The following is a 25446-nucleotide window of genomic DNA, read 5'->3' on the forward strand; positions in this document are numbered from 1 at the left end:
GCCATCCGACACGGAGTGGTGCTGTCGACCAGCGACCCGGGAATGCGCTGTACCGCCCGCAGAGGACAACGGCCGAAGGTTCCAGAACACTACGGAGGGCAACCCATGAGCGACCCGACCATCAAGCCTGTCCGCGACACGACCGTCGCTGATTGGTCCTATCGGTCCGACGTGGTCATCGCAGGCTTCGGCATCGCCGGTGTCACAGCGGCAATCGAGGCGGCCCGCGCGGGCGCACGCGTACTGGTTCTCGAGATGCTCGGTGGGGGTGGCGGCGCTGCCGCGATGTCCGGGGGTTTCATATATCTGGGCGGGGGCACTGCGATGCAGAAGTCCCTCGGTTTCGAAGACTCTGTCGAGAACATGAAGGCTTTCATGAAGGCCGCGCTCGGGCCTGGCGTCGATGACGCCAAGATCGACGAGTACTGCGAAGGCAGCGTGGACCACTTCGACTGGCTCGTCGATGCCGGCGTCGAGTTCGAGGAATCCTTCTGGGGCGAGCCGGGTTGGGAACCTCCACACGGCGAAGGTCTCATGTACTCGGGGGGCGAAAATGCCGCCCCGTTCAATGCAACGATTCCGCCGGCCCCACGTGGGCACCTGCCCAGAAAGTCGGAAGCGGCGGAGGGACAACAACTGCCCGGTGGTCACATGCTCATGCAACCGCTAATCGAGACGGCCACGTCGCTCGGAGTAGAAATTCTCTACGATTGCCGCGCGAAGTCACTGATCGTCGATGACGACGGACTGGTCACCGGGGTAATGGTTCGCCGATACGGATCCGACTTCGCCGTTCACGCCGAACGCGGGGTCGTGCTGGCCACCGGGAGTTTTGCGTACGACAACGACATGCTCAACGACAGCGCGCCCCACATCCTGGGACGGCCGGCTGCGTCGATCGAAAGTCATGACGGGCGCTCGATTCGGATGGCGCAGGCACTGGGTGCAGCGACCGCCCACATGGACGCAACAGAAATCGCAATTTTCAGCGATCCACAGGTGATGGCACGCGGAATCCTCGTGAACAGTCGAGGTCAACGCTTCGTCGCGGAGGACACGTATCCCGGGCGCATCGGACAAGAAGTGCTTTTACGTCAGGGCGGCGATGCATTCCTCGTCATCGACGAAGCATCCTACGAAGAGGCATCGACAACTGTGTCCACCAGTTCGATCATGCGTACGGCACCGAAATGGGTGTGCGAGAGCGTCACCGAGCTGGAGTCCGAAATGGGAATCCCTGCCGGTGGACTGACATCGACCGTCGAGGTCTACAACCGTCACGCAGCATCCGGGACGGACCCGTTCCTTGGAAAGAAGCCCGAATGGGTACGCCCGTTAGGGACACCTATCTCAGCTTACGATCTGCGAGGGATGACGGGCGGATTCACGCTCGGAGGCCTCAAGACGACGGTGGACTCCGAGGTTCTGCACGTCTCGGGAGAACCGATCCCCGGATTGTTCGCAGCGGGACGCTGCACGTCCGGTGTGTGTGCCGGCGGATATGCCAGCGGTGCGAGCCTGGGGGACGGCAGCTTCTTCGGTCGACGTGCCGGGAAGAACGCCGCGTCGAGGTGCCTGACGACAGAGTGAGATCGAGTGAAAAGCACCCGAATTCAGTCATATGACCCCGGTGTACAGCAAATGTGGTCGTCGCGAATCCCGCAGAACGGGACCGGCGAAGTAGGCCGGTGACGAAACGGGCTACAACTTCAGGATGCACTTGGGAATCAATACGCCCGCACTCACCCTGTTTCCCGGTGCGTTCTCAGCGTGGGAAGAAACTGCCGGGATCGACGATATCGCGCAGATTGCGGTAGTCGCAGATCGCTTGGGCTACAACCACCTTACCTGCAGCGAGCACATCGCGGTGCCTACCGAGATCGCCGCGTCACGCGGGGGCACGTACTGGGACCCGCTGGCAACGTTCGGATATCTCGCCGCACTCACCACCCGGGTCAAACTGCTCACTCAGGTTCTGGTGCTCGGTTACCACCATCCACTCGAGATTGCGAAACGGTACGGCACTCTCGACATGGTCAGCCGAGGCCGGTTGGTTCTGGGGCTGGGTGTCGGTTCTCTGCGCGAGGAGTTCGAGTTGCTGGGGGTTCCGTTCGAGGACCGAGGCATCCGAGCCGACGATGCCCTCGGCGCGCTGCGGGCATCGCTGTCCGGCCCGCACCCGACATATCGGGGTACGCACTACGAGTTCTCGGAGTTGGTAGTACGCCCACATGCATTACAGAACCGAGTACCGCTGTGGATCGGCGGGCGGACACGTCGATCGTTGAGACGCGCAATCGAACACGGCGACGGCTGGGTGCCGTTCGGTCTCACACATCAGGAAGTCGCCGCGATGTTGGAAACCGTAGTGTTGCCCCGCGACTTCGCAATCGCGCTGACACTCGAATCGCGGATCGATCCGATCGCCGACCGAACCGGAACCGCGCGCGCCCTGGACAAGGTTGCGAAAACCGGAGCGACCGTCGCGGGTGCCAGCATTCACGCACGCGATGTCGGCCACTATTGCGAGCAATTGGAGTCCTTGCGAGAGATTGCCGTCAGCGAGGGCTACGCGCTTCCAGTGAACATCGATCCAGTGACCGCTCAGTAGGATTCGCTCTTTCGGACGTTGTCAGGAAGACAGCATGGTGGCTCGATGACATCCATTACACTCACGGCTGCAGAACAATTGATGGCAATCGAACAGATCAAGCGGACATTCTCTGCTCGATTGCGATGCATGGACTCGAAGCAATGGCACGTCTACCCGACACTGCACACCACGGACGTGATCTCCGAAACTTGGGGCGGAATGCCCGTCGAACGGCAGCCCAGAACCGGTGGCGTTGCCAATCGTGTTCAGGGAAATCGGAGATTGGCGGAGACCATCGAAGGGTTCATGGACGGAGACAAAGTAATCACCTCGGTTCATCACGCTCACACGCCGGAAATCGAGCTCACCTCGGATACGACCGCAACCGGCATCTGGGCGATGGAGGACAAGCTGTGGTGGTCCAACGTGGACGGAACCGAAGAGCACCTGCACGGCTACGGGCACTACCACGAGGAGTATCGCCAAGTCGACGGCACGTGGCTCATCAGCTATCGAAGTCTGAGCCGGCTGCGCGTGGACCACACTCCCCACTTCCACGATGCTGTAGCGGCACTGTGACACCGACCGATGGGAATCAGACAGTGACCGACGCACCGAACACCACCGACACCTCTGCAGCCGTCGATTCCGACTCCTTACGATCGGTACTCGGCCACTTCGCAACAGGAGTAGTGGCAATCACTGCGCTGCAACCTGATTCGAGCGAGCCAGTAGGCTTGGCTGCAAACTCGTTCACGTCGGTGTCCTTGTATCCACCGCTGGTCGCATTCTGCGTGGCCCACACGAGCCAGTCGTGGCCGAGCGTGATCAAGGCCCGACGCCAGGCGATCAACATCCTCTCCGAGGGTCAGGAGTTCATCGGCCGCCAGTTGGCCACGCGCGGAACAGACAAGTTCAAGAACCTGCAGTGGACGCCATCCCCGAGTGGAGCTCCCGTTTTCGACGGAGTAGCGGCGTGGCTCGAGGTCGAGATCGATGAGCAGCATCACGCCGGCGATCACATGATCGTCGTCTCACGAGTGCACCACATGCACTCGAACGATCACGATCCGCTGCTGTTCCACCGCGGCAGGTACGGACGCCTCTGGACGCAGTAACAGCCGTAGGACTCGGTTCCGACGCTCCATTGCAGAAAGCCGGACAGTGACCTGCTTCACATTTCTTGGGCGTTGTGAGACTATTCCTAATCGAAACACCCTGCACAAGCCTTCGACGCAATGGGAAGGTCTCCGTTGAGACATACAACGTGTAGCGACACTGGCGCACCGGTCGCACTACTGGATCGAGCGTCGCTGGTGCTCGACGCTTTCGATGGACGCAGTGAATTGTCGCTCACACAGGTCGTGGACATCACCGGCCTGCCCAGGTCTTCGGCCCACCGAATACTCGAACACCTGACGCAGCTGAGGTGGGTCACGCGTACCGAGCGCCTGTACTCGCTCGGTACGCGGCTCATGGAACTGGGCCACATTGCGCGCGAACAAGATCCCCTTCACGCAGCAGCTCTTCCGCATCTGCGTTCGCTACATCACCGCACCGGCCTGGTCGTCCACCTCGCTGTCCTCGACGACAACTCGTTGCTCTACCGAGAGAAGATGAGCGGACGGTTCGGATCGACGGTTCCAACTCGAATGGGCACTCGACGCGCGCCTCACAACACAGCCTTGGGAAAGGTGCTCCTGGCCTTCGCGGGCGAATCGGGTACCGAGAACGACAGGATCAGGGACGTGGGACTGGCGTCCGAACGTTCGGAGGCCGTACCGGGTGTCGGATGCATCGCGGCACCCATCGGACCGCTCGGATCGACGGCGGCTGCGATCTCCCTGTGCGGACCGCTCTCTCACATGTCGTTCGACCGCGAAAGTGCGAACCTGGTTCGACTCACGGCGTCGGCCGTGTGGCGCGACTGCGGGTCGCACGTGGCACCCATCTTGCAGGACAGAACCCGGCGCTCCCGCGGCTACGTGCGAACCCTGCACCCCGCCTGATCCGCCGAGTCAACGATTCCGCCACCGCCCCGGCTTTATGGGTCGTGGCATTCCATTCGAGTCGACGGCCGAGCGAGCCTGCTGCTCGGCTACCTCGTCGACGACGCCGACGAGATCTCGCGCCAGGTCGATTTCCGCCTGGCAGTAACGGTGAGCCCACAGCAGGCTCAAACGCGAATAGGACCATCCCGGTTCATCTTTCGAGTGTTCGGCATGAGACGCTGCGCGTTCCTTTTTTGCCTCCATGTTGTCGATATGCTGTTCCAGAACGGTTTTGAGGCTGTCAGGATCGTTCAGGTGCCCCATCCATACACGCAGGAGAACGCCGTGCTTCAGAACAGGCTCGTCGACCGGCGACGTTCGGGACCACGCGGTCACAGCCTGCAAGCCCGACTCGGTGATGGCATACAGCCGGCGGCCGCGCACGCCCTCTTCCACAACATCTCGATACGACACGAATCCCTGAGCTTCGAGTTTCTTCAGTTCGGAGTAGACCTGACTCACCGAAGGACTCCAGTAGAAGAACCCGATACTCCAGTCCGCCCACGTCTTCAGATCACTGCCGGTCAATTCTTCACCGAACGTCAGCATCCCCAATACTGCCCAGCTGGTGGCGGGCAACATGGGATAGCCGCTCTGTCCCATCGAGTCCATCGACAAAGGATAGCAATCGGTGGCCGCAATTCGATTCAGCGGGAACAGGTATTGCCGAAGACCGTGTGCGGACGGAGACTGGACCTTTCTTCGGCACATTCGACGGAAGGCTCGCGCCATGACAATGCAGAACCTGGACTGTGGCCATTGTGGTCGAAGCGTCATGGTCGAGAAATTCAGTCCTGCACATACATCGGTGCAGTGGATGGACGACACTCGGCACTGCCCTCGAATTGCTTCTGCGCGGCGCAGGCTGGGCGACTCGAATCGAACCTGCGATGCGCTTCGACTGACGATCGAAGAGGCATTCCGCAACAAAGTCATACTCGAGAGTTCGCTGGAGTTACCGAACGAGGCGTCATTCCGATCTCGTTAGATCACCGAAAGCAACTCCCGGTGGGTGAGACAACCACCGAAAGCGGTTGCCCCCGAGCCGTACGATTTTTCGATGACCACCAATGTCGAATCCACTTTTCGCGCCACCGTCGAGCGCTACCTGGGACTTGTCGAGTCCGGTACTGCTGACGAGATTGCAGCTCTTTACTCCGACGACGCAACCGTGGAGGATCCGGCGGGCTCCATCCCGATCCACGGCCATGCGGCCATCGCAACCTTCTACGAGGGAGCTGCCGCCCTGAATTGCACTACGACTTTGTTGACGTACCGCGAGGGCGGAAACACTGCGGCGTTCTTGTTCAGAGTGTCGACCACGCTCCCCGACTCGACAGTCGATGTATCTCCGATCGACATCATGACATTCGACGAGTCCGGCAAAATCACGTCGATGAAAGCCGTCTTTTCCGAAACCGACTATCAATTCTCGTAGCCGATGGGCCCAGCGTCTCCGAGTCATCTCGGTGGCTCGGAGACGCCGGCCTCGCTACCGCAAGTCGTTCGCTACGCACGCGTCCCAAATCTCGCGGGCGGCCATACGAGCCACTCCACCCAGCTGTGCAAAGTTCATCTCCTGCACCGGACCGCACAGCGAGATGGCTGAGCGATTGCCGTAGAAGTGGTCGGCAGGGCCGATCGACGCGGCAACACAGCCGATGCCTACTACGGTCTCCTGCCTGTCGATCGCCACGCCCCGGTCACGGGTCCGCTCGAGCTCGGCATCGAGCTGCTCTCGAGTCGACAGACTGTATTGAGTCAGTGGACGCAACGGCTGATCGAGCTCGTCCGAATCGGCGTCTGGGTCGGCAGTGGCGTCACGACCGGCGTTGGCAAGCATGATCTTGCCGATACCTGTCACGTGAGCCGGTAGTCGCGCGCCGACCCGCGTCGGGAGTCGCAGCGGGGTCGACCCCGGAATCCGATCGACGTAGAAAACCGTATTCCCCTCGAGATTGCCGAGGTGAATCGTCATTCCGGTTGTTCGGGCCAGTTTGTGCAGCACCGGTAGCGCGGCAATTCTCAGCCGATTCTGACTCAGCGCCCACTGGCCTATTTCGTAGGCTCGCACGCCCAGCTCGTAGGTATTACGGTCTCGAACGAGCCACCGGGTTGTCGTGAGCTGTTCCAAAAGGCGGTGTGCCGTCGATCGGGGCATTCCGGTACGACGGGTGACGTCCGACAGCGTCAGTGGCCCGGAATCCTGAAAAGCTTCGACTATTGCAGTCATCCTGTCGACGACCGAAGCCGGATCGGTGTTGCTTCGGGTGGTTCTCACCACGGCCTCCATCCCTGTGACTGCCATCACTCTAGTCATCACGGCGGTAGAGCGCTAATGCGGGCTGTGGGACCGGCAGTCTTCGCGTGAACAGCGACCGTACGGGCGACGCGCACACGAGCTCATCCCAGCATGTGGCACACGGCACGATAGGCGAACACCATGGCGGTTCCCAGCGGTACACCGGGGCCTGGGTAGTACGAACCGCTCAGTGACGCGGCCGTGTTGCCTGCTGCGTACAGCCCCGAGATCGCATGTCCGGCAACGCTCTGTACGCGGGCATCCGCATCCGTCGTCACCCCACCCTTGGTTCCCAGATCGCTCGTCACGATCCGGGCTGCATAGAACGGCGCTGTATCGATCTGCCGCAGTGCGGGGTTCGGTTGATCGGGACCACCTGGAGGGCAGAAGAAGCGATCGTACGGGTCCTCTCCCCGCGCGAAATCTTCGTCGACGCCTCTCTTCGCACCGTCGTTGAACCGCGCGACACTCGACACCAAAGTGTCTGCTGAAACACCGATTTCGCCGGCCAGGGCTTCGAGGGTATTGCTCTGCACCCACGTCCCAGCGTCCAGATGGTCGGACGCGGGCACATCCGGAATCGATATCGCCGGAAGGATCGGCGCACCGTCACGGGAATCGAAAATCAGATAGGAAGGCACCGCGGAGACGACAGAATCGCGTTCGAGCATCGCGCGGCCGAACTGGTCGTAGGGCAGTGATTCGTTCAGGTACCGCTCCCCCGTCGCATCCACGAGCATTCCGGCGCGTACGCCCACCATGAATGCCGCGGATCCATCGGGCAACGCCACGCCCGGGCACCACCAGGCCTCGTTCAACAGTGCTGTTGCTGCTCCGACTTCGCGAGCCGCACACAGGAGATCGCCGGTGTTCGCACCCCGCGGCCCCATGCTCCATGCGGCACGCCCAGGCGTACCGGCCTCACCCCGCAGCGATGCGTTTCCTTCGATTCCACCGGCCGCCAGAAGTACGCCGCGAGTGGCCTTGATCCGGTGAGTCACACCGTCGTGATGGGCCTCGACGCCTACCACCCGCCCGTCCTCCATGATCAATGCCGTCACTGCCGTACCGAGACGAATATCGGCATGTCCGGTCCCGTCCAACGCCATCGTCAACCGGCCGATCAATGCTCTACCGCCGGTGAGTGTCTCGTCCGGATGCTCGTATCCGGCACGATCGACGTGCAACTCCGGTCGAACATCGATTCGTCGTGCGCCGATTCGGTCACTGTCGAGGTCGACGGCGTGGATCGCACGGCCCACATCCTGCCGTCCGGGGCGGGCGTAGTAGTCGGGAAATGGCCGCCACTCCAGCTCGATGTTCGGATCACCCTCCAGGAGGTCCACCACCGATTGCGCAGTGGACACGAAGGCCTCCTGACGCTCGAGTTCGGAATCGCCTATGACGGCGCGCAAGTAGGTGCGGGCTGCGTCCGTCGAGTCCCCGGCAGCAGCACGCTCTTGCACACTCGTCCCCGGCAACCACAGTGCGCCACCGGAATACGCAGACGTGCCGCCCAAACGGCTCGTCTTCTCCAGAACAGCAGTTCTTGCTCCACGAGCTGCGGCGGCGTACGCACCGGTCAGTGCACCGCCTCCGGAACCCACTACAACGACGTCGTACTCGGAGGTCCAATCGGACATGTCCATCACCTTTGCTGGGACGAATGAAAAGGGAAAAACGAAGAATGTGGGAACTCGGGTCGTCTACCGTTCCAAGAACTCGATCACGGCTCCGAGCCATGCGGCCCGCGCCTCGATCATCGCCCAGTGCCCACAGTTGGGGAACACATGCAACTCGCCATTGGGGATGTCCCGCATCGGCACGAGCGCCATGTCGACAGGACTGACACGATCGTCGCGGCCCCAGGTGAGCAAGGTCGGAGCCTCGATACGGCCGAGCTGCGACCAGTACGGCGGCTCTGGTGACGAAGCGGCCGCCTTCATCGCTGCACCGAACGCGGCGCTGCTGTACATCCGACGCGCGATCTCCAGCGTCGCGGGCTCGGTTGCCAGCGCCAGCCGCTCCTCGATCAACTCGTCGGTCACCAACGACTGGTCGAATACCATCGACCGCAGCCAACGGACCAAATTCTCGCGACTCGGTTCGTCGGTGAATTCCATAAGGAGCTTGATGCCCTCACTCGGTCCGCTGGAAAGAACCGGGCGCCCGACCCCGCCGATGGTCACGAGCCGACGGACGCGATGCGGTTCGTTGATCGCGACGTTGATTCCCACGATTCCGCCCATCGAATTACCTACGACGTCTACGGGACCGACGCCGAGCGCGTCGAGGAACAGACCCACCGACTGCTGCGCCATCACCATCGGGTGGCTCGGGCCTGCGTCGGACACGCCGAAACCAGGAAATTCCAGAATGTAGCAACGGAAGCGCGATGCGAGATCGTCGAGAACACCGCGATAATTGCGCCATCCGGTCACGCCGGGTCCCGAGCCGTGCAACAGAAGCAATGGGGGGCCGTCACCCGCTTCGTGATAGCGCAGAACACCCAGCTCGGTGTCGACATCCCGCAACGTCGAATCGTGATCCAGTTCACTCGTCATGGGCTCACCGTGCCATCGTGCCGGACCGGTCACCAGTTCGGTTCCCGATGAGCGAGAGAAAGCGGCTGCCCACGTACTGCGTTGCGCTACTTGCCGTCCCGATCACCGGGAAGTCAGCGGCCCGAACGGGGCGGGCCCGACTACGCTCCCGACGGTCGTGGACCCACACGCCGAGAGAGAGCCACAGGAGAGTCAGCCGATGGACCGTTACACAGACAGACGCGCATTGATCACCGGAGCCGGTTCGGGCATCGGCCAGGCCACAGTTCTCCGCCTGCTGGCCGAAGGAGGAACGGTCGTTGCGGCCGATATCAGCGAGGCCGGGCTGGGCGATACCGTCACGAAGGCCGGCGACATCGGGGACAGATTGAGCACCGTGGTGGTCGACATCTCGTCCGAGGACTCCGTTCGCCAGGCGGTGTCGACAGCGGTGTCCACCCTCGGCGGACTCGATGTGCTCGTCAACGCGGCGGGGATCCTGAGATCCTCCCATACCGAGGAGACCACGTTGGACCTATTCGAATCGGTGGTCCGCGTCAACCTGATCGGTACGTTCCTGATGATTCGAGAGGCCGTTCCCGCACTGCTGGCCGGAAACGGATCCGCGGTGGTCAACTTCAGCTCGACTTCTGCGGGATTCGCGCACCCGTACATGGCGGCCTACGCGGCCACGAAAGGTGGAATCCAGTCCATGACACACGCTTTGGCGGCTGAGTACTCCAAGCGGGGCATCAGGTTCAATTCGGTTCAGCCCGGATCGATTTCGTCCGGAATGACCGATGGCACCGGGGTGAGCGGCCAGAGCGTAGGTCCAGGCCTTCCCGAGGACACCGATTGGAGCTTGTTCGCGAAACTGCAGCCCATCCTCGGTGCCGGCTTCGCCGGTCCCGAGTCGGTCGCCGGCGTCGTCGCGATGCTCGCCAGCGCCGACGGCGCATTCATCACCGGGACCGAAGTCCGAGTGGACGGCGGCACCCACGCCTGACCGGTCGCAGTCCCGCCGCGTCGCCGATTCGTCGCGGCGGGACCGTGCTGCCCCGGTTGTAGCATTCAGTTCTTCGACGCCTCGAGCGCCGCAAGGTAACCGAACACCAACCCCTGACCGATTGTGGCCCCGGCTCCCGGGTAGGAATGACCGAACGCGTTGGCTGCAGTGTTGCCTATCGCGTACAACCCGTTCACGACGCTACGGTCTTCACGAAGAACCTGCGCTCGTTGGTCGGCTCGAAGGCCACCACAGGTGCCCAAGTCACTCAGAATCACCTTGACCGCGTAGAACGGTCCGTCTGTCAGCGGTCGGAGATTCGGGTTCGGCCCGATCGTCGGATCTCCGTAATAGCGGTCGTACGCACTGTCCCCGCGATGAAACTCCAGGTCTTTTCCGTTGCTCGCGGACAGGTTGAAGGACTCGACAGTTGCCTCGAACGTCTCGACCGGAAGCCCGACCGAACGCGCCAGTCCGGCGAGATCGGACGATTTGTATGCGATCTCTTCGTCGTACCATGCCTGAGGAATCGGCATCCGCGGAAATAGCTCAGCGGCCATGAGGTAGCTGTTTCGATAACGCTGATCGAAGATCAACCACATCGATTCCACGCGACTGCCGAGGCGTTCGAGTTCCAGAATGCGCTGGCCGAACGACATGTAGTCCTGCGCCTCGTTGATGAACCGCTTGCCGTTCTGGTCGACGATGAACGAACCGGGGAGCGACCGTTCGGCTAAAAGCACACCAGGAGCCTTGCCGGGCAACGGAGCCACGGCGGGAAACCACCAGGACTGATCCATCAGGTCGATGTCTGCTCCGAGGTCTTGTCCGATCCGGATCCCGTCGCCGGTGTTTCCGTCGGCACCGAGACTCGAGTCCTCGGTCAAGAAGTCGGACTGAAACTTTCGACGCATGGCTATGTCGTGATCGAAACCACCGGTGGCAAGAATTACACCCTTGCGCGCCGTCACTGTGACCTCTCTCCCGCCCTGCGATACCACTGCGCCCGTCACGCGTTCGGCGGATTCGACGAGCCGCACGAGGGTGGTCTCGGTCCACACCGGGATACCGGCTTTCAGAACACCGGCGAACATCCCGGCCGCGAGCGCTTGACCGCCGGCGACGTACCGACGACCGATGATCAGTCCGCCGACTCCGGTGGCCAACCTCTTCAAGATCTTCGGTAGAGCCGTACCTGGCTTTCGCACAAGAAGATTCATCCACTTGTAGTCGGCACCTGTGACCGGCATCGGCAGGCCCGCCTCCATGAGGCCGGGCCGCAGACGACCGATCTCCGATCCCAGTACCGACATGTCGAACGGCTTGCATTCGCACGTGCGTCCGGTAGCTGTCCCACCGTCGAGCTCCGGGTGATAATCGGAGTAACCCTCGGCCCAGAAGAACTTCATCGGGGTCGTGCGCGACAACATGTCCATCGTCGCTGCGGAATTGTCGAGAAAAGCCTCGCCGCGTTCTCGAGGGGCAGAGTCACCCACCACGGCGCGCACGTAGTCGCCGGCACTCTTGCGCGAATCACCGGCTTTCCCGGTCAGCAACTTGTTGGCCGGTAGCCAGAACGCCCCGCCGGATCGCGCGGTCGAACCCCCGACGTACTGCGTCTTCTCCACGATCAGAACGGACAGTCCCAGTTCGTGGGCGGCAAGTGCTGCTGCCATTCCCGTACCGGACCCGATGACCACCAGGTCGACCTCGGTGTCTACCGCTGAATATTGTTCCAGCGATGGCATTTTCTTTCCCATTTCGGCTCCTCGAGATTTGTGTTCGATGTCAGGGGTGTGAATGTGCGCGATCCACGCGGGAGTCCGGTGCAAGTGCGGTGAACGAGTACTTGTCCGGATCGGGCGCTCGCAGCATGGTCCAGTAGTCGACGATCCGCCAGGGGCACGGAACGATCGGTCGGCCTGCCGTGTTGCGGTAATACCCGGTGACCTGCTTACCCGGATGAGCCCACACCGTCTTGTCCAATGCCGCGTCGACCGCATCGTTGTAGCGGTTCATCGCCTCGACACGGACATCCATCGAGCTGTACTCGTGCTCGACGAGATACTGCAGACACTCGACGATGTAATGCACGTGCTCCTCGCTCGTAATATTGTGTCCTGCACCGTGATTGGGCGCTGCGTTCGGCCCCGCAGTCACGAAGAGGTTGGGGAACTTCGGGACATGGATACCCAGGTACGCACGTGGGTCGTCGCCGTTCTTCCAGACATCGGCAAGCCTGGCACCGTCTCGCCCGATGATGTTCAACGAGGTTGCGAATTCGACCGTGAACCCAGTCGCGAGCAGGATGACGTCCGCGGGAACGAACGTCCCATCCGTGGTCACGACACCGTCCGGACGCACGCTCTCGAACGACGCCCGATGAAGTGTGACGTTGTCACGCTTGAGCGCAGCGAAGAAACCTGGGTCCTTGACGATGCGCTTGCCGTAGGGCCTGAAATCGGGCGTCAACTTCTCGATCAGATCCGGTCGGTCCGACAGTGAATCCCGCAGGTACCGCAGCGAGGTTTGCATGACGCTGTCGTTGACTTTCGACACCGACAGGTGATTCTCGGCCCACTCCGGGTCGATTCTCGGGATGGCGTACAGGTTGTCCGACGCGAGCCAGAACGCCCGCAGCCGGAACCAGTTCTGATAGAACGGCAGATGTCGCATCGCCCAACGTTCCCCGTCCGGGACGTCGTTCTCGACAGCCTTCTCCGGCACGATCCAGTGCGGCGTGCGCACCACCACGTCGAGGGCACCTACCTCGTCGACGATGCTGGTGACCAACTGCACCGCGGTACAGCCCGTTCCCAGAACCACGACACGCTTTCCCCGAAGATCGACTTCACGCCACTCCGCTGTGTGGACGACGTCGCCCGCAAAGGTGTCCAAACCGGGAACGTTCGGCATGTTGGGCGCATTGAGAACACCGAGCGCAGTGACCAAGGCGCGACTGCGGTGCACGGTCGTCGAGCCATCTGCCGCGCGAGTGACGACCTCCCACTGCTGGTCGTCTTCTATCCACGTGGCCCCGTCGACGGCGGTCGACAAGTGAATGCGTCGTGCGAGATCGTACTTGTCCACCACGGCCTTCAAATATCTCAGGTACTCGGGGCCTGGAGGATAGTACCGGCTCCACTCGGGATTGAGCTCGAACGAAAAAGAGTAATAGTGACTCGGTGTGTCCACTGCTGCACCGGGATACGTGTTTCGTGACCATGTTCCACCGATATCATCCCTGGCCTCGAACACCCGGAACTCGAAGCCCGCATCCTGAAGTTTCACAGCTGCGTTGATACCGATCATTCCAGCTCCGACAACGATCACGTCGGTGCAGGCGGATGGACTCTTGGTGATCGGGACGACCCGCTGCGCGGGTCGAAAGCCGGCCTGTTCCAGAAGGATCGGGACGAACTCGTCTGTCACTTCGGTATTGGTGCACAGCGACGCAAGTCTCCTGAACAGACTCTCGTCGAACTCTGTCGGTTGGGAATCGACATCGTAGTCGAGGAGGACCTCGCGGGCCCGTTCCCTGACGGCGCGAGCAACCTCGTCGGGGTATGTCCCATAGGGCAGCGTGCCACCGCCGACTCCGCCGTAGTGCGTACTCGATCGGGATTCACCGGAAGACTCGAGCATGTTCTCGAATTCCTCCATCAGCCCGAGATCACCCGTGACGTGCACCATCGACAAGAGTAGAGCCCCGGGATTGCACGAATCGATCACGTCGTGGAGTGAGATCTCGTCCTCCGAGAATCTCGAAGTCGGGCGGTCCGAAGTCTGTGTCACGTGCTGGCTCCCATACTGTGCACTGCAGAATTGTGTTCGGGACGATGTCGGATTCCCATGCGCTCCAACATCGCTCGAGGATCCGACGGTGGCCGTCGGTCGGTCAGCTGCGACGCTCTGCGGTCCAGCGACTCGGCACACAGATCGTCGTGTGAAAACACCCAGAACTCACCCTTGGCCAACATTTCGGTCATGTGCGTCGCGGCGCGTACCGGGTCGAGGCCAGCGAGCACGTTATCCCTCTGCATGGCATCGAAGACCGCGTTGGCAACCGGATTGTCGGTCGGCGCATCTCGACGCGCCGCGTGGAAAATGTTGCTGCGCACGGAATGCGGAACGATCGCCGACACTTGGATATCCGCGTCGACCAGGCACATGTCTTGGTGCAGACTCTCGGTGAGAGCAAGGACGGCGAACTTGCTGACGATGTAGGGTCCCTGCACCGCAACGCTGTTGATTCCGCCCACCGAGGAGACGTTCGCAACGCATGCGGGCTTCTTCGCGGCGATCATCCTGGGCACGAATGCTTTGACTGCATGGAACACGCCGTCGACATTGATCTCCATGACGCGTTTCCAGCGCTCTACGTCCACCTCCCACGTCAGTCCGGCGGTTTCGATGCCCGCGTTGTTGATCAGCAAATCGACTGCCCCGTGCTGGTCGAAGAGGGATTGCGCCATGGCATCGACGGCGGCGAAGTCGGTCACATCGACCGAGTACGCGATGGCCGACCGACCGGACTGCCGTATGTCGGCGGCGACTCGCTCGGCTCCTTCCGCATCGATGTCCGCCACGACCACCGCCATTCCTCTCGACGCCAGGTGGCGAACGAAGCCTTCGCCGATTCCCGCGGCCGCACCGGTCACTACGGCGATGCCGGTACTGAATCTGTTACCGGACATGGGGGTTCGCACCTCCTGATAGCGCCGAGGGCACGCCGACATCCAGCTGCGCAGATATGTAGGCGCTGACATCGGCGAACAGGATGCGGGCGGGCTCCAGTTCCGCTGTCATAGTGGCAAACCCGTGCATCATTCCTCGGTGGATCCTCAGTCGTACATCGACTCCGGCCTCGGACAGCTTGTCGGCGTATCCGGTGATTGTCATCCGCATGACGTCCACCTCGGGAACAGCGAAATAGTGAGGTGGAAGCTGCTCGAAGCCGGTACCGTGCGCGGGGTTCACATACGGATCCCGGCGCTGAGTCTCATCGGTGTATTGGTCCCAGAAGAATCGGCAGTCGTCGACAGTGAGTGCACCGGTCGCGCACTCGGGATTCGACACGACCATGTCAGGTGGGCCGTAAAAGTTGACAACGGCGACCGGCCTTGCCAGTTCACGATCACGGGCAATCTGAGCGAGCACCAAAGCCAAGGTTCCGCCGGCACTTTCGCCGGCGAGAATGCAGCGATCGACATCCACACCGTCTAGCGCCTCGGGTTTCCCGGCTATCCATGCCCATACTGCCGAGCAATCGTCCACAGCAGCCGGGTGTGGGTGTTCGGGCGCAAGCCGGTAATCGACCGAAACCACAACGGTGTCGGTCGACACGCTCAGTTTGCGCAGGTACTCGTCGTTCTGATTCAAAGAACCCACTGTGAAACCACCACCGTGCATCCACTGCACAATTCCCAAGCCGTCGCCGTCGCGGGGTCGGTAGATCCTGATCGGCACCTCGCCGCTCGACGTCACGACACGGACATCGGTCTGCGAAAGGATGGGCGACACTACCGGTCGGGTGTTCTCGTCCACCAGACGTCGCAACTCCCCCACCGAGCGCGCAGTCATGGAATCACCGAACCGCAGCGCCATGCGTTCGACCACAAGGGCGGCTTCGCTGGACAACGACGGGACAGCACACTCCACAGTCGTCTTCTCGACATGTTCGGACTCGGACACTTCCGTCACCCGCACGTTCGACTCATTCACCTTCCAAGCCCCGTTCTCCATCGGTGCGATTACCCGCAAAACGTAGTGTGAGGACGGTCACCACCGGCGACGCTGTTCCATTCAGCGGCATCCTTTTCACAGGCCCACAGGCCGGATATTGGGATTGGCCCACTCCGGAGGCTGTCGCCGCGGCAGAACACCAGTCCCGTCGAGGGTTCTCACGTCCGTTTCGGTGTGCCATGGATAGTGCAGGCTGAAGGCGACGAGGCCGGTCCTCTCTGCAGCCGGAACCGTGCACATCGCCAGCACTGTTTCCGCCAGGTATTCCGCAGGTTCGGCCTCGTATCCGTCCGGAAGCAGCGCATGTGCCCCTGGCGTTCTGATGGCGGTCGAGGGGCCCACTACGTTGACCGCGATGTTGTCATCGAGCAGCTCCGCCGCCAACCCCTGTGAAAACCGATGCAACGCAGCTTTCGTCGCCGCGTACACAACGTCACCGGATGTCTTGTTGTATTCGCGGAACGGCCGTACCGGGCTCAGACCCGTGGAGGATCCGATGTTGACGATCCACCCTGCCCGCTGCTCCCGCATGATTGGGACAACCAGCTGAGACAGGTGGAACGGGGCTCGCAGGTAGTGCTCGAGCGTTCTGTCGAAGGTAGCCATCGACATCTGCTCTATCGATGAATAGTCCGCGAAGCCTGCATTGTTGACCAGGATGTCGAGGCAGCCGAACCGTTGCACCACCTCACCGATCAGAGTAGATCGCTCGTCTGCGTGCTCGAGATCTGCAGGAATTGCGGCAGCAATGCCACCTGCTTTCTCGATGAGAGCGACCGTTTCCGACAACGATCCCTCTACCAAGACCGGCTCACCGCCTCTGACAGACGTTTTCGGCTCTGCCGATCTCGCGCTGACCACCACGGTCGCCCCCTCAGCCGCGAGGCGTTGCGCGATCGCACGCCCAATGCCGCGACTACTACCAGTGACGAGCGCTGTTTTGCCGGCAAGCGTCTGCTGCACGAATCTCCTCCTTCTAGGACAGGTTCTTCAAGTAGGTCCAACCTTCGTCTCTGGCGGCCGTCCGGCCACGCACTGCGCCCGTTCAGTGAGACAGACGCCGATATTCCAGGCCGCGAGCAAGACTTTTCGACGCGAGTCTCCCGTGCAGTGGGACGAGGAGTTGATCGGCGGGCCGGCCGGCGAACTAATTGCGGTAACGCGAATCACAATCGGCCCGGTTCGGAGCTCGTCCAGGCGGGGCGATGCAACGGCTGCCGATTCCCAGAATGCAGCGCGAAAGGACTCACCATGACGACTGTTACCCGGCACCCTATGACCCCCGCGGTGCCACCGCAGTTCATCGAGAACATCTACACGCCGGACGAGATTGCACTACTCGTCGACATCGTGCGCAACAACGGGCCATGGCGACTCGTCGCTGCGCATCACTTCAAGAACGCCGAAGAGTACATGGCCGTGTCGGGTGCCAAGAACCGAGATCCTCAGATACCACTGCAACTGTCCGATCTGCTCACGCCCACATTCCGTAGCTACTTCGGAGATGGCGGAATCGTGTACGAACCGGCTGCTCACGATCTGTATTACAACCGCAAGTTCATGGACATGATCAAGGGAATTCACGGTGCCGAGTACGCAATACCCGGCAGCTACCTCTTCAACATCCGCACACCCGCTCATAGCTTCGACGGCGGTCATTTCGACGGGGCGACCTGGCGAGGGGTCAGCATGAACAATGCACCCCTCTGGCTTGTCAGTGTTATGGCAAAGTCCGGGCTCTTCGAGCGCTGGGAAGTCAAGACAGGTCAGGTCATTGCCTACTTCTACGACAGCGACGTCGACGGCGGCTTCACCTACTGGCCCGATGGTCCAGAGCTTCCCCCTCAGCGATTTCCGGCTCCGTTCTGGAACAGTGGCCTCCTCACCAACAACGAAAAGATGTTTCACCGCGGTGAGGCCAACGGTCCCCGCGACAAGCGCACAATCCCGAAACTGCAACTGGATTCCGTCATCACCGGTGACGGCGACAACGGCTGGGTAGTGCGGAACGGGGACGAGGACATCGCCCGATTCGACAATGCTGACATGCGAATGTTGTTCCACTACAGCGCCTACGTGTTCGACGACCGAGCGGCAGTGAAGGCATATCTCGACCACACCGACGATCTCACGGTCGATCAGGCAATCGGCATGCTTGTCGCCGACGTGCGCGCCCGCGGCGTCGCGATAGAGGAACCGTCCGACCCACTCGACGATGCAGGGTTCATGGCCACGCTGACATCCGTCTACGCAATGGCTCCGAACGAATACCCCGACGTCGCGCCCCTCGACATCCCACGGCCTGCGCGCTGACAGAGCCGATCGGCGAGTTCAGTTGCGTTACAACGTTGTCGGGTACCAAAAGAGGGAAGGCCAGGCTCGATTTATGAGCGGTACGAAGGTGTATGTTGTGGACCGAATCATCGCTCGGCACGGTTGTGCGCAGCAACTTCTCGAGAAGTACATGGCTGATTACGCACCCGGCGCACGTCGTCGCGGCATGGTGATGGAGAGCGTTCTTGTCAGCCCGCCGCTGTGGTTGGACGACGAATCGAACGAACTCACGATTACCTGGACGGTGCTCGGAGCGCCCGGCTGGTGGAACATGACTCGCGCCGGGCGCGGCGACAATTCTGTGCGGCAGTGGTGGGCGGAAGCCGAATCGATGATCATCGAGCGCCACAGGTCGATGGCAGTGGAAGCCTCTGACATCGGCGGTCTCGTCGGTGTTTGAGGTCATTCGAGTCGTACGCGCTGCGCCGAGCGCGGATACTGGTACCTGGGCCGCCACCGTCGATGCGCTGTCATCGGTCGCGAAACTCAGTGAGGCCACGAGTTTTTCGGTTGAACCGACATCACCCGGAACGATCAACGGCGGCGACCTCATCGTCAGGCTACGCTTCCACGATTCGTGCGCGGCACAGCGAACCGCACACGAGATTCATGCCGTAGCAGAATCATCGGACGCAGTTCACTCAGTGCACGGTGCCGATTATCGGACGATGGACCCGACATTCGAAGGAACGTGCAACGGCAATCGTCGTGCGAGCATCTACCGAGCGCTGCTACTTCGCGTCACACCGGGGACGAACGCCCATACGACACACAGGTTCGAGGCCGACCTGTTGTCGATGCCGAAGTACATTCCATCCATTGTTCGGTGGCGGCTCTCCCGCGTGACGGACGCCTTCGGGCCGACCGCGTGGACACATGTGTGGGAGCAGGAATTCACCGACGTCGGCGGCTTGCTCGGCGAGTACATGGACCACCCGGTGCACTGGGGAATCGTAGATCGATGGTTCGACCCCGAATGCCCCGACATCATTGTCCGAGACCGTGTGTGCCACACGTTCTGCGAGATCGATTCGTCGATCCTGTCGCCGCATTCCGAGGACGAGACCGGGGCACACTTGCCTGTTGCCGTCGAGTCGCACTAACGTTTTGCTCGCACCAGGTCCAGCGCCAGGTCGCAATACCGTGCGGCCATTTCGTCGGGTGATGCCGGCCCTGAATTCCTGTACCACATAGAAATCGTGAAACCCATGGTGATGAGTGCGCGGGCAGCATCCTGGGGATGAGGGGTGTCGAACTCGCCGGTGTCGACACCACGGGCGACGATATCTCGGAAGAGCATTTCCTGTTCGTCCCTCAGCGCGACGACCAGTCGATGCCCTTCACGGTCCAGACTACGGAGTTCGCTGGCACCGATAATGCCCTCCGGTCGCCGAGTGGCATGAAAGACGACCCACGCGGTGACCAATGCGCACAGGCGGTCGGTCGATCCAGTGTCCGCCTGCAACACGGCATTTCGAGTCAGGGAGATGGTCTCCTTCAGGATGGAAACCATCATGTCTTGAAGAATTGCCTGCTTCGAGGTGAAGTGGTGATAAATCGACGCCACCGTCATATCAGCGCCCTTCGCGATATCCCTCATGGTGGTTCCGAAGTACCCGCGTTCGGTGAACAGGCCCATCGCCGATGCGAGGATCGCGTCTCGTCCGTTCACGGCCATCACATCTCTCCCGAGGTTCGCGTTCGGTCGGTGATGGAGCACCGACCGAACACGAACCTTATCGGACCGATGGATCACCCTGTGTGCTGATCCGCGACACGCGACCGCAGTCGCACGCCGGCAAGAGCTGCAAGACCGACCAGCGCACATACCATCACGAAGAACGCAGGAGCGAGCACCAACCCCGTGCGGTCGATCAACCACACTGCGGCCAGAGGTGCTGTACCCCCGGCAATCACCACGCCGAGATTCCATCCCATCGCCACGCCGGTGAACCGAAGATCTCGCTCGAAGAGCAAGGGTAACAACGTGTACGCACCGACCTGGGTGCCCACGGTGTTCACCATGACGAGAAGGTAAGCCACGGCTGCAATGAGAATTCCGTGATGCATCACCGACATTGCCGGCAATGTGAGCACCAGGAACCCCACCAGGCTCCACGCCATGAATCGCACGCGTCCGATTCGGTCGGCAATTCGCCCGCCGAGCGGCATAGCGAGCGCGACCAGTGCGATGACTCCGAAGGCGGTCCAGTAGGCCGTTGTCCGCGAATAACCCAGTTGAGTCGTGAGGTGAATGGACATGTACGTCAGACCGATATAAGCGGTCCCGTTGCATGCAGCGCTGATGCCGGTCGCCTGCACCAACGCGACTGGCTGGCGTCGAAACAACTTCACGATCGGCGCATGATCTTCCCGGCCCCCGGTTTCGGCTCGGACGTGAGTTTCTTCGACCCGTGTTCGTGCCCACAGGCAGAAGAGCGTCAACGGCAGTGCCAACAGGAAGGGGATGCGCCATCCCCACGACTGCAGTTGTTCGTCTGTGGTCAAGGCACTGGTCAGACCCGCAACTCCGGCCGCGAGCGCAAATCCGCCGGTGGACCCGAGTGGCGTGAATGCTCCGTACGTCGCCTTGAGGTGGGCGGGAGCAGACTCGGAGATGAACGTTGCCGAGCCGCCGACTTCGCCGCCGGCCGAGAACCCTTGCAGGAGCCGCACCGACAGCAGCAGCACACTCGCCCAGATTCCGACCTGCCCATGCGTCGGTAACAATCCCATGGCCATGCTGGCCATGCCCATACAGACGAGTGTGGCGAGCAAGGCGGTCTTGCGTCCGAACCTATCGCCTACATGGCCGAACGCCACACCGCCCAGCGGACGCATGAGGTACGCGGTTGCGAACACCGCAAGTGAGGCCAGTAGCGACGTAGTGGGGTCGCTGCTGGGGAAGAACAGCGGTGCCACTACCACCGCGAGGTAGCCGTACAGGCTGAAGTCGTAGTACTCGATGAGTGTGCCGACTCCTCCGGCTACGGCCGCTTTCCTCGCCTTCAGGTGGTCGGCTTTCGTCCAGGACGCGTTCGAGGATGTCGTCGCGGTCGTGCGATCGGTCATGGTTGCTCCTGAGCATCGGAGAGGGCTTCGTGGGAGATGCAGGTCACAGTGAAAGCACTGTGCCAGACGAACGTACGCTCGGCAAGTGAATTGGCTACCATTCTGGATTTTGCATCGACACTTGCCACACTGCAGGTACACAGCTGTTTTCGAGGTCGGTTCCGGATTGCTTGACTACCCGTCCACTTTCGCCCATGCTCGTATCAGACGAACGTACGATCGGTTCTTGCTCGAGAGGCAACACATGAACTACCCACAGTCCGGCGCGCGGGCATCTGTATCGAATCGAACGGACAGCCTCGACGTTCTCGCCCTCACCTCCTACTTGGACAAGACGCTCCCCAACGGCGTCGACGGATATCTGACCGCCGAGCTCCTGAGCGGCGGACGATCGAATCCCACGTATCGGGTGGACGATGCCAAGCACTCCTGGATCTTGCGCCGTCCACCGTTCGGTTCCGTTCTCGACAGCGCTCACGACATGTCCCGCGAGTACCGCGTGATGTCTGCTCTGGCGGATACCGGCGTCCCCGTTCCCACGACCGTCTGCATGTGCCGAGACAGCGACGTCCTGGGCGCACCCTTCTACGTGATGGATCGTCTCGACGGGATCACCCTCCGCTCCCCCGACGATGCCGCGTCGTTGAGCTTCGAGCAGCGCGCAGCATTGGGAAACTCTGCTGCACAACTTCTTTCGGATCTACACCGCGTGGATACGGACGCCGTCGGACTGCGAGATTTCGGCCGGCCGAACGGCTACACCGAGCGTCAACTTCGACGGTGGTCGGGGCAATGGGAGTCATCACGTACACCTTTGGTGGAAGACCTGGCCTCTGCCGTGGACGACCTGTTCGGTGCCCTCACTCGCTCGCTGCCGCAGACCCGCTCCGTCGGGCTCGTTCACGGCGACTTCAAGATCGACAACCTCATGGTCTCTCGCGACGACCCCGGCTCGGTGGTCGGTGTTCTCGACTGGGAGATGTCGACCCTCGGCGATTGCGCAGCCGACCTCGCCATCATGCTCAGCTTCTGGGACCAACCAGGTGAGGAACCGCATCCGATCACCGGTGGGTTGACTGCACTTCCCGGATTCCCCAGCCGCACAGACATTCTCAACATTTACGGAGCGCAGCACGACGTCGATACCGTCGCGCTGGAGTGGTATCTCGTGTTCGCAGATCTGAAAATCGCGATCATCCTCGCGGGTATCCACGCCAGGTACGAAAACGGACAAACCGTGGGCGATGGATTCGACGACGTAGGCGCGATGGTCCGCCCGTTGGTCGATCGTGCTCGGGATGCCGCCAGAACCTCAACCATTGCGGCATTGCGCTACTGAGCCCGCACTCACCGCGATCCTGAAGGGTACGAATCATGGACTTTGCACATACCGCAAAAGTCGAATCACTCCGCAAGAAACTGATCCACTTCATGCAGCATTCGGTTCTACCCGCGGAAGTCGCTGCCGCCGAATATCTCCGGTCGAATCCGGACCACTGGGGGCCCTCCCCTATCATGGCCGAGCTCAAGGCCCAAGCTCGCGAACTGGGGCTGTGGAACCTCTTCCGTGCAGGAGACGAGAACACGCCAGGCCTGACCAACCTGGAGTACGCACCTCTTGCCGAGCTCACCGGCTGGAGCCCGTTGATCGCTCCCGAGGCGCTGAACTGCTCGGCACCCGATACGGGAAACATGGAGTTGTTGAACCGCTTCGGCACTGCCGAACAGAAGTCGTCATGGCTCGAGCCCCTACTGGCGGGAGACATCCGATCGTGCTTCTCGATGACCGAGCCGGCGGTGGCGAGCTCTGATGCGAACAACGTCTCCACACGCATCGAGGACGCCGGCCACGACTGGGTCATCACGGGGCGGAAATGGTGGACCACCGGCGCGCTGCGGCCCGAGTGCACAGTCGATCTGGTAATGGGAGTGACCGACCCGGATGCCCGACAGGGGCGCAGGCACAGCATTGTTCTGGTTCCCATGGATTCGCCTGGTCTGACAGTACTCAGATCGACGTCGGTGCTGGGGTACGACGATCGCCAGGAAGGCGGGCACGGAGAGCTGGTCTTCGACGGCGTCCGGGTGCCCAAAGAAAATCTACTGGGCCCACGAGGCGAGGGCTTTTCGGTCGCCCAGACCAGACTCGGGCCTGGGCGGATCCACCACTGTATGCGGTTGGTCGGCATGGCCGAACGTGCGATCGCACTGATGACTGGGCGAGCACGAGAGCGCGTGGCCTTCGGAACACCCCTTGCGGACAAAGGCGTAGTTCAGCAATGGATCGCACAGGCACGAGTCGACGTCGACGCCGCGAGATTGATGGTCCTACGAGCTGCGTGGAACATGGATGCCAACGGTGCCAAAGCGGCCCGACACGACATTGCTGCAGCCAAGATCATGACACCACGGGTGGTGAAGGGCGTAGTCGACAACGCAATACAGCTTTTCGGCGGTGCTGGAGTGTCGCAGGACTCCACGCTTGCCATGATGTACTCGCAAGCCCGCTTCCTGCAGATCGCAGACGGGCCGGATGAGGTGCACGCTCGCTCGCTCGCTCGGACAGAGCTTGCTGCCGAGCCGGTGCTGAGCGTTGTCCGATGACGTACAACACGCTGACCCTCAGCGAGCCCGCCCCGGGCGTTGTGCTGGCGACACTGAATCGGCCACACCGATCCAACGCGATCACCTTCGAGATGTTCGACGAGTTCGTACGCCTCCAGAAGGACGTCGACGAGAATACCGACGCGCGAGTGCTGATCTTGACTGGAGCCGGGCGCGCGTTCTGCGCCGGCCTCGATCTCGACCACGTGGCCGAACTGTCGACGATGTCGGCCGAAGAGATGCTTGTCGGCCAAACTCATTGGGCTGCATCGGTAACCGGATTCCACACCATGGCTACACCGGTCATCGCAGCAGTCAACGGTGCGGCCGCCGGGGCCGGGATGGGGTTGGCCCTTGCTGCCGACATCCGCATCGCTTCGTCAGCTGCTCGCTTCAATGCAGCGTTCGTCAAAGTCGGCCTGTCCGGCGGAGATGTGGGCAGCTCGTACCTCTTGCCTCGCATCATCGGCACCGGACCCGCCACCGAGATTCTGCTGACCGGAAGCTTCGTCGACGCACACCACGCGCATCGCATCGGGTTGGTGACAAGCCTGGTCGAACCCGAGGAATTGCTCGGCCGAGCCCTGGACATCGCACTCGACATCTGTGCGAACAGTCCGATCGGGATGAGACTGACCAAGGAGGTTCTTCGGGTCAATGCCACAGCGCCGTCGTTGGAATCAGCTCTGTCGGTCGAGAATCGCAATCAAGTGCTCGCCACCCGTACGAGCGACATGACCGAGGCACTGAATGCGTTCCGCAACAAGCGCGCACCGGTGTTCACCGGGCGATGACCACCCGAGACAGGAGTGCCGGCATCACGATCACCACGGAGTTCACCCGCTTCTCCGGCATCGACCACCCCAGCGTCTGTGGCGAGGTGACCGGAGTGGGTTCGACAGACCTGATTGTTGCGGTCGCCAACGCAGGAGCGCGGAGGTTCAGCACTGCTCGCGACGGTGCCAGTGTCGAAGATGTCGCACACCGTCCGTCCGAAACTCGTCGTCGCGCCCCTGTTCTCTTCGGCGGCGACAAGGGAGACGAAATGCTGTGGGCTCGTCGATCGCACACTTCGATCGACGAGGTGGCATCCTGTGCAGAGGCCATCGATCGGATCACCGCCGATGCCGCCCGAACATTCGCCCACCGACGCACGTCGTCGCTGACGGGTTCCCATGCGCCGGCCTGAGGAGGAC

25 protein-coding genes are annotated in these 25446 nt (G+C 61.6%); 14 read left to right on the forward strand and 11 right to left on the reverse strand.

Features of this window, described 5'->3' with window-relative positions; translation table 11 throughout:
* Positions 1 to 105: 105 nt before the first annotated feature.
* The 5 genes from J2X62_RS13255 to J2X62_RS13275 all read left to right on the forward strand — a co-directional run bounded on the left by J2X62_RS13255 (position 106) and on the right by J2X62_RS13275 (position 4602).
* Positions 106 to 1590, forward strand: coding sequence for an FAD-dependent oxidoreductase (locus J2X62_RS13255; protein ID WP_310181131.1), 1485 nt, complete (start codon positions 106 to 108; stop codon positions 1588 to 1590).
* Between the two features lie 124 nt (positions 1591 to 1714).
* On the forward strand, positions 1715 to 2611 hold the full coding sequence (locus J2X62_RS13260; protein ID WP_310181132.1) for an LLM class F420-dependent oxidoreductase: 897 nt from the start codon (positions 1715 to 1717) through the stop codon (positions 2609 to 2611).
* A gap of 45 nt (positions 2612 to 2656) precedes the next feature.
* The gene (locus J2X62_RS13265) at positions 2657 to 3172 is read left to right on the forward strand and encodes a nuclear transport factor 2 family protein (RefSeq protein ID WP_032379330.1); all 516 of its coding nucleotides are present in this window, start codon (positions 2657 to 2659) and stop codon (positions 3170 to 3172) included.
* A 23-nt stretch (positions 3173 to 3195) separates the two neighbouring features.
* Complete coding sequence (locus J2X62_RS13270; protein ID WP_310181133.1) at positions 3196 to 3711, forward strand: flavin reductase family protein; 516 nt, start codon at positions 3196 to 3198, stop codon at positions 3709 to 3711.
* 228 nt (positions 3712 to 3939) lie between these two features.
* Positions 3940 to 4602 (forward strand): IclR family transcriptional regulator, encoded by a 663-nt coding sequence (locus J2X62_RS13275; protein ID WP_371832722.1) that lies wholly within the window; start codon positions 3940 to 3942, stop codon positions 4600 to 4602.
* 9 nt (positions 4603 to 4611) lie between these two features.
* Here J2X62_RS13275 and J2X62_RS13280 read toward each other — a convergent pair whose 3' ends face one another.
* On the reverse strand, positions 4612 to 5256 hold the full coding sequence (locus J2X62_RS13280; RefSeq protein ID WP_310181137.1) for a PadR family transcriptional regulator: 645 nt from the start codon (positions 5254 to 5256) through the stop codon (positions 4612 to 4614).
* Positions 5257 to 5704: 448 nt separating this feature from the next.
* Here J2X62_RS13280 and J2X62_RS13285 point away from each other — a divergent pair, with 448 nt between their 5' ends.
* Entirely contained in the window at positions 5705 to 6082 is a 378-nt protein-coding gene (locus J2X62_RS13285; RefSeq protein ID WP_032379333.1) for a nuclear transport factor 2 family protein, read from the forward strand.
* Positions 6083 to 6136: 54 nt separating this feature from the next.
* On the opposite strand, the gene J2X62_RS13290 is transcribed toward J2X62_RS13285, so the two are convergent.
* The 3 genes from J2X62_RS13290 to J2X62_RS13300 form a co-directional block, all read right to left on the reverse strand.
* Positions 6137 to 6925, reverse strand: coding sequence for an IclR family transcriptional regulator (locus tag J2X62_RS13290; protein WP_032379638.1), 789 nt, complete (start codon positions 6923 to 6925; stop codon positions 6137 to 6139).
* Between the two features lie 122 nt (positions 6926 to 7047).
* Complete coding sequence (locus J2X62_RS13295) at positions 7048 to 8589, reverse strand: FAD-dependent oxidoreductase (protein ID WP_310181142.1); 1542 nt, start codon at positions 8587 to 8589, stop codon at positions 7048 to 7050.
* A 63-nt stretch (positions 8590 to 8652) separates the two neighbouring features.
* Positions 8653 to 9510, reverse strand: coding sequence for an alpha/beta fold hydrolase (locus J2X62_RS13300; RefSeq protein ID WP_310181143.1), 858 nt, complete (start codon positions 9508 to 9510; stop codon positions 8653 to 8655).
* Between the two features lie 199 nt (positions 9511 to 9709).
* Between J2X62_RS13300 and J2X62_RS13305 the strand changes: the two genes are divergently transcribed.
* Positions 9710 to 10495 (forward strand): SDR family oxidoreductase, encoded by a 786-nt coding sequence (locus J2X62_RS13305; RefSeq protein ID WP_310181145.1) that lies wholly within the window; start codon positions 9710 to 9712, stop codon positions 10493 to 10495.
* 65 nt (positions 10496 to 10560) lie between these two features.
* On the opposite strand, the gene J2X62_RS13310 is transcribed toward J2X62_RS13305, so the two are convergent.
* The 5 genes from J2X62_RS13310 to J2X62_RS13330 all read right to left on the reverse strand — a co-directional run bounded on the left by J2X62_RS13310 (position 10561) and on the right by J2X62_RS13330 (position 17203).
* Positions 10561 to 12255: a 3-ketosteroid-delta-1-dehydrogenase gene (locus tag J2X62_RS13310; RefSeq protein WP_310181146.1), complete on the reverse strand. Its 1695-nt coding sequence runs from the start codon at positions 12253 to 12255 to the stop codon at positions 10561 to 10563.
* Positions 12256 to 12283: 28 nt separating this feature from the next.
* Positions 12284 to 14290 carry an NAD(P)/FAD-dependent oxidoreductase gene (locus J2X62_RS13315; RefSeq protein ID WP_310181148.1) on the reverse strand — a complete coding sequence of 669 codons (2007 nt, stop codon included), beginning with the start codon at positions 14288 to 14290 and terminating at the stop codon, positions 12284 to 12286.
* Positions 14287 to 15192 (reverse strand): SDR family NAD(P)-dependent oxidoreductase, encoded by a 906-nt coding sequence (locus J2X62_RS13320; protein ID WP_032379335.1) that lies wholly within the window; start codon positions 15190 to 15192, stop codon positions 14287 to 14289. The genes J2X62_RS13315 and J2X62_RS13320 overlap by 4 nt, the downstream gene beginning before the upstream one ends.
* Complete coding sequence (locus tag J2X62_RS13325; RefSeq protein ID WP_310181150.1) at positions 15182 to 16219, reverse strand: alpha/beta hydrolase; 1038 nt, start codon at positions 16217 to 16219, stop codon at positions 15182 to 15184. Before J2X62_RS13325 ends, J2X62_RS13320 begins: the two co-directional genes overlap by 11 nt.
* Positions 16220 to 16315: 96 nt before the next feature.
* Complete coding sequence (locus J2X62_RS13330; RefSeq protein ID WP_032379336.1) at positions 16316 to 17203, reverse strand: SDR family NAD(P)-dependent oxidoreductase; 888 nt, start codon at positions 17201 to 17203, stop codon at positions 16316 to 16318.
* 288 nt (positions 17204 to 17491) lie between these two features.
* Between J2X62_RS13330 and J2X62_RS13335 the strand changes: the two genes are divergently transcribed.
* The 3 genes from J2X62_RS13335 to J2X62_RS13345 all read left to right on the forward strand — a co-directional run bounded on the left by J2X62_RS13335 (position 17492) and on the right by J2X62_RS13345 (position 19677).
* Positions 17492 to 18553, forward strand: a complete 1062-nt coding sequence (locus J2X62_RS13335; RefSeq protein WP_032379337.1) for a hypothetical protein — start codon at positions 17492 to 17494, stop codon at positions 18551 to 18553.
* 73 nt (positions 18554 to 18626) lie between these two features.
* A complete protein-coding gene (locus J2X62_RS13340) occupies positions 18627 to 18974 on the forward strand; it encodes a hypothetical protein (protein ID WP_310181154.1) in 348 nt (115 codons plus the stop codon).
* Between the two features lie 268 nt (positions 18975 to 19242).
* Positions 19243 to 19677, forward strand: a complete 435-nt coding sequence (locus tag J2X62_RS13345; protein ID WP_230594674.1) for a Dabb family protein — start codon at positions 19243 to 19245, stop codon at positions 19675 to 19677.
* Here the strand turns inward: J2X62_RS13345 and J2X62_RS13350 are convergent.
* Both J2X62_RS13350 and J2X62_RS13355 read right to left on the reverse strand, forming a co-directional pair.
* Complete coding sequence (locus J2X62_RS13350) at positions 19674 to 20252, reverse strand: TetR/AcrR family transcriptional regulator (RefSeq protein WP_310181156.1); 579 nt, start codon at positions 20250 to 20252, stop codon at positions 19674 to 19676. The two genes, J2X62_RS13345 and J2X62_RS13350, sit on opposite strands and share 4 nt — an antisense overlap.
* 74 nt (positions 20253 to 20326) lie before the next feature.
* On the reverse strand, positions 20327 to 21646 hold the full coding sequence (locus J2X62_RS13355; RefSeq protein ID WP_310181158.1) for an MFS transporter: 1320 nt from the start codon (positions 21644 to 21646) through the stop codon (positions 20327 to 20329).
* A 244-nt stretch (positions 21647 to 21890) separates the two neighbouring features.
* Between J2X62_RS13355 and J2X62_RS13360 the strand changes: the two genes are divergently transcribed.
* The 4 genes from J2X62_RS13360 to J2X62_RS13375 are packed head-to-tail and all read left to right on the forward strand — an operon-like array spanning position 21891 to position 25439.
* Positions 21891 to 22985: a phosphotransferase family protein gene (locus tag J2X62_RS13360; protein ID WP_310181159.1), complete on the forward strand. Its 1095-nt coding sequence runs from the start codon at positions 21891 to 21893 to the stop codon at positions 22983 to 22985.
* A gap of 35 nt (positions 22986 to 23020) precedes the next feature.
* Positions 23021 to 24250: an acyl-CoA dehydrogenase family protein gene (locus J2X62_RS13365; RefSeq protein ID WP_032379340.1), complete on the forward strand. Its 1230-nt coding sequence runs from the start codon at positions 23021 to 23023 to the stop codon at positions 24248 to 24250.
* Positions 24247 to 25044, forward strand: coding sequence for an enoyl-CoA hydratase/isomerase family protein (locus J2X62_RS13370; RefSeq protein WP_032379341.1), 798 nt, complete (start codon positions 24247 to 24249; stop codon positions 25042 to 25044). Before J2X62_RS13365 ends, J2X62_RS13370 begins: the two co-directional genes overlap by 4 nt.
* Complete coding sequence (locus J2X62_RS13375) at positions 25041 to 25439, forward strand: hypothetical protein (RefSeq protein ID WP_032379342.1); 399 nt, start codon at positions 25041 to 25043, stop codon at positions 25437 to 25439. Before J2X62_RS13370 ends, J2X62_RS13375 begins: the two co-directional genes overlap by 4 nt.
* The last annotated feature ends 7 nt before the right edge of the window (positions 25440 to 25446 follow it).

Origin of the sequence: Rhodococcus sp. 3258 (assembly GCF_031456475.1) — a bacterium.
In the GTDB taxonomy this organism is placed as follows: domain Bacteria; phylum Actinomycetota; class Actinomycetes; order Mycobacteriales; family Mycobacteriaceae; genus Rhodococcoides; species Rhodococcoides fascians.

Coding starts and splice junctions, on each gene's coding strand:
- J2X62_RS13360 (WP_310181159.1), top strand. CDS start 21,891: ATGAACTACCCACAGTCCGGCGCGCGGGCATCTGTATCGAATCGAACG.
- J2X62_RS13310 (WP_310181146.1), bottom strand. CDS start 12,255: ATGGGAAAGAAAATGCCATCGCTGGAACAATATTCAGCGGTAGACACC.
- J2X62_RS13320 (WP_032379335.1), bottom strand. CDS start 15,192: ATGTCCGGTAACAGATTCAGTACCGGCATCGCCGTAGTGACCGGTGCG.
- J2X62_RS13375 (WP_032379342.1), top strand. CDS start 25,041: ATGACCACCCGAGACAGGAGTGCCGGCATCACGATCACCACGGAGTTC.
- J2X62_RS13280 (WP_310181137.1), bottom strand. CDS start 5,256: ATGGACTCGATGGGACAGAGCGGCTATCCCATGTTGCCCGCCACCAGC.
- J2X62_RS13370 (WP_032379341.1), top strand. CDS start 24,247: ATGACGTACAACACGCTGACCCTCAGCGAGCCCGCCCCGGGCGTTGTG.
- J2X62_RS13300 (WP_310181143.1), bottom strand. CDS start 9,510: ATGACGAGTGAACTGGATCACGATTCGACGTTGCGGGATGTCGACACC.
- J2X62_RS13355 (WP_310181158.1), bottom strand. CDS start 21,646: ATGACCGATCGCACGACCGCGACGACATCCTCGAACGCGTCCTGGACG.
- J2X62_RS13305 (WP_310181145.1), top strand. CDS start 9,710: ATGGACCGTTACACAGACAGACGCGCATTGATCACCGGAGCCGGTTCG.
- J2X62_RS13365 (WP_032379340.1), top strand. CDS start 23,021: ATGGACTTTGCACATACCGCAAAAGTCGAATCACTCCGCAAGAAACTG.
- J2X62_RS13350 (WP_310181156.1), bottom strand. CDS start 20,252: ATGGCCGTGAACGGACGAGACGCGATCCTCGCATCGGCGATGGGCCTG.
- J2X62_RS13295 (WP_310181142.1), bottom strand. CDS start 8,589: ATGTCCGATTGGACCTCCGAGTACGACGTCGTTGTAGTGGGTTCCGGA.
- J2X62_RS13255 (WP_310181131.1), top strand. CDS start 106: ATGAGCGACCCGACCATCAAGCCTGTCCGCGACACGACCGTCGCTGAT.
- J2X62_RS13335 (WP_032379337.1), top strand. CDS start 17,492: ATGACGACTGTTACCCGGCACCCTATGACCCCCGCGGTGCCACCGCAG.
- J2X62_RS13340 (WP_310181154.1), top strand. CDS start 18,627: ATGAGCGGTACGAAGGTGTATGTTGTGGACCGAATCATCGCTCGGCAC.
- J2X62_RS13265 (WP_032379330.1), top strand. CDS start 2,657: ATGACATCCATTACACTCACGGCTGCAGAACAATTGATGGCAATCGAA.
- J2X62_RS13345 (WP_230594674.1), top strand. CDS start 19,243: ATGGACCCGACATTCGAAGGAACGTGCAACGGCAATCGTCGTGCGAGC.
- J2X62_RS13285 (WP_032379333.1), top strand. CDS start 5,705: ATGACCACCAATGTCGAATCCACTTTTCGCGCCACCGTCGAGCGCTAC.
- J2X62_RS13260 (WP_310181132.1), top strand. CDS start 1,715: ATGCACTTGGGAATCAATACGCCCGCACTCACCCTGTTTCCCGGTGCG.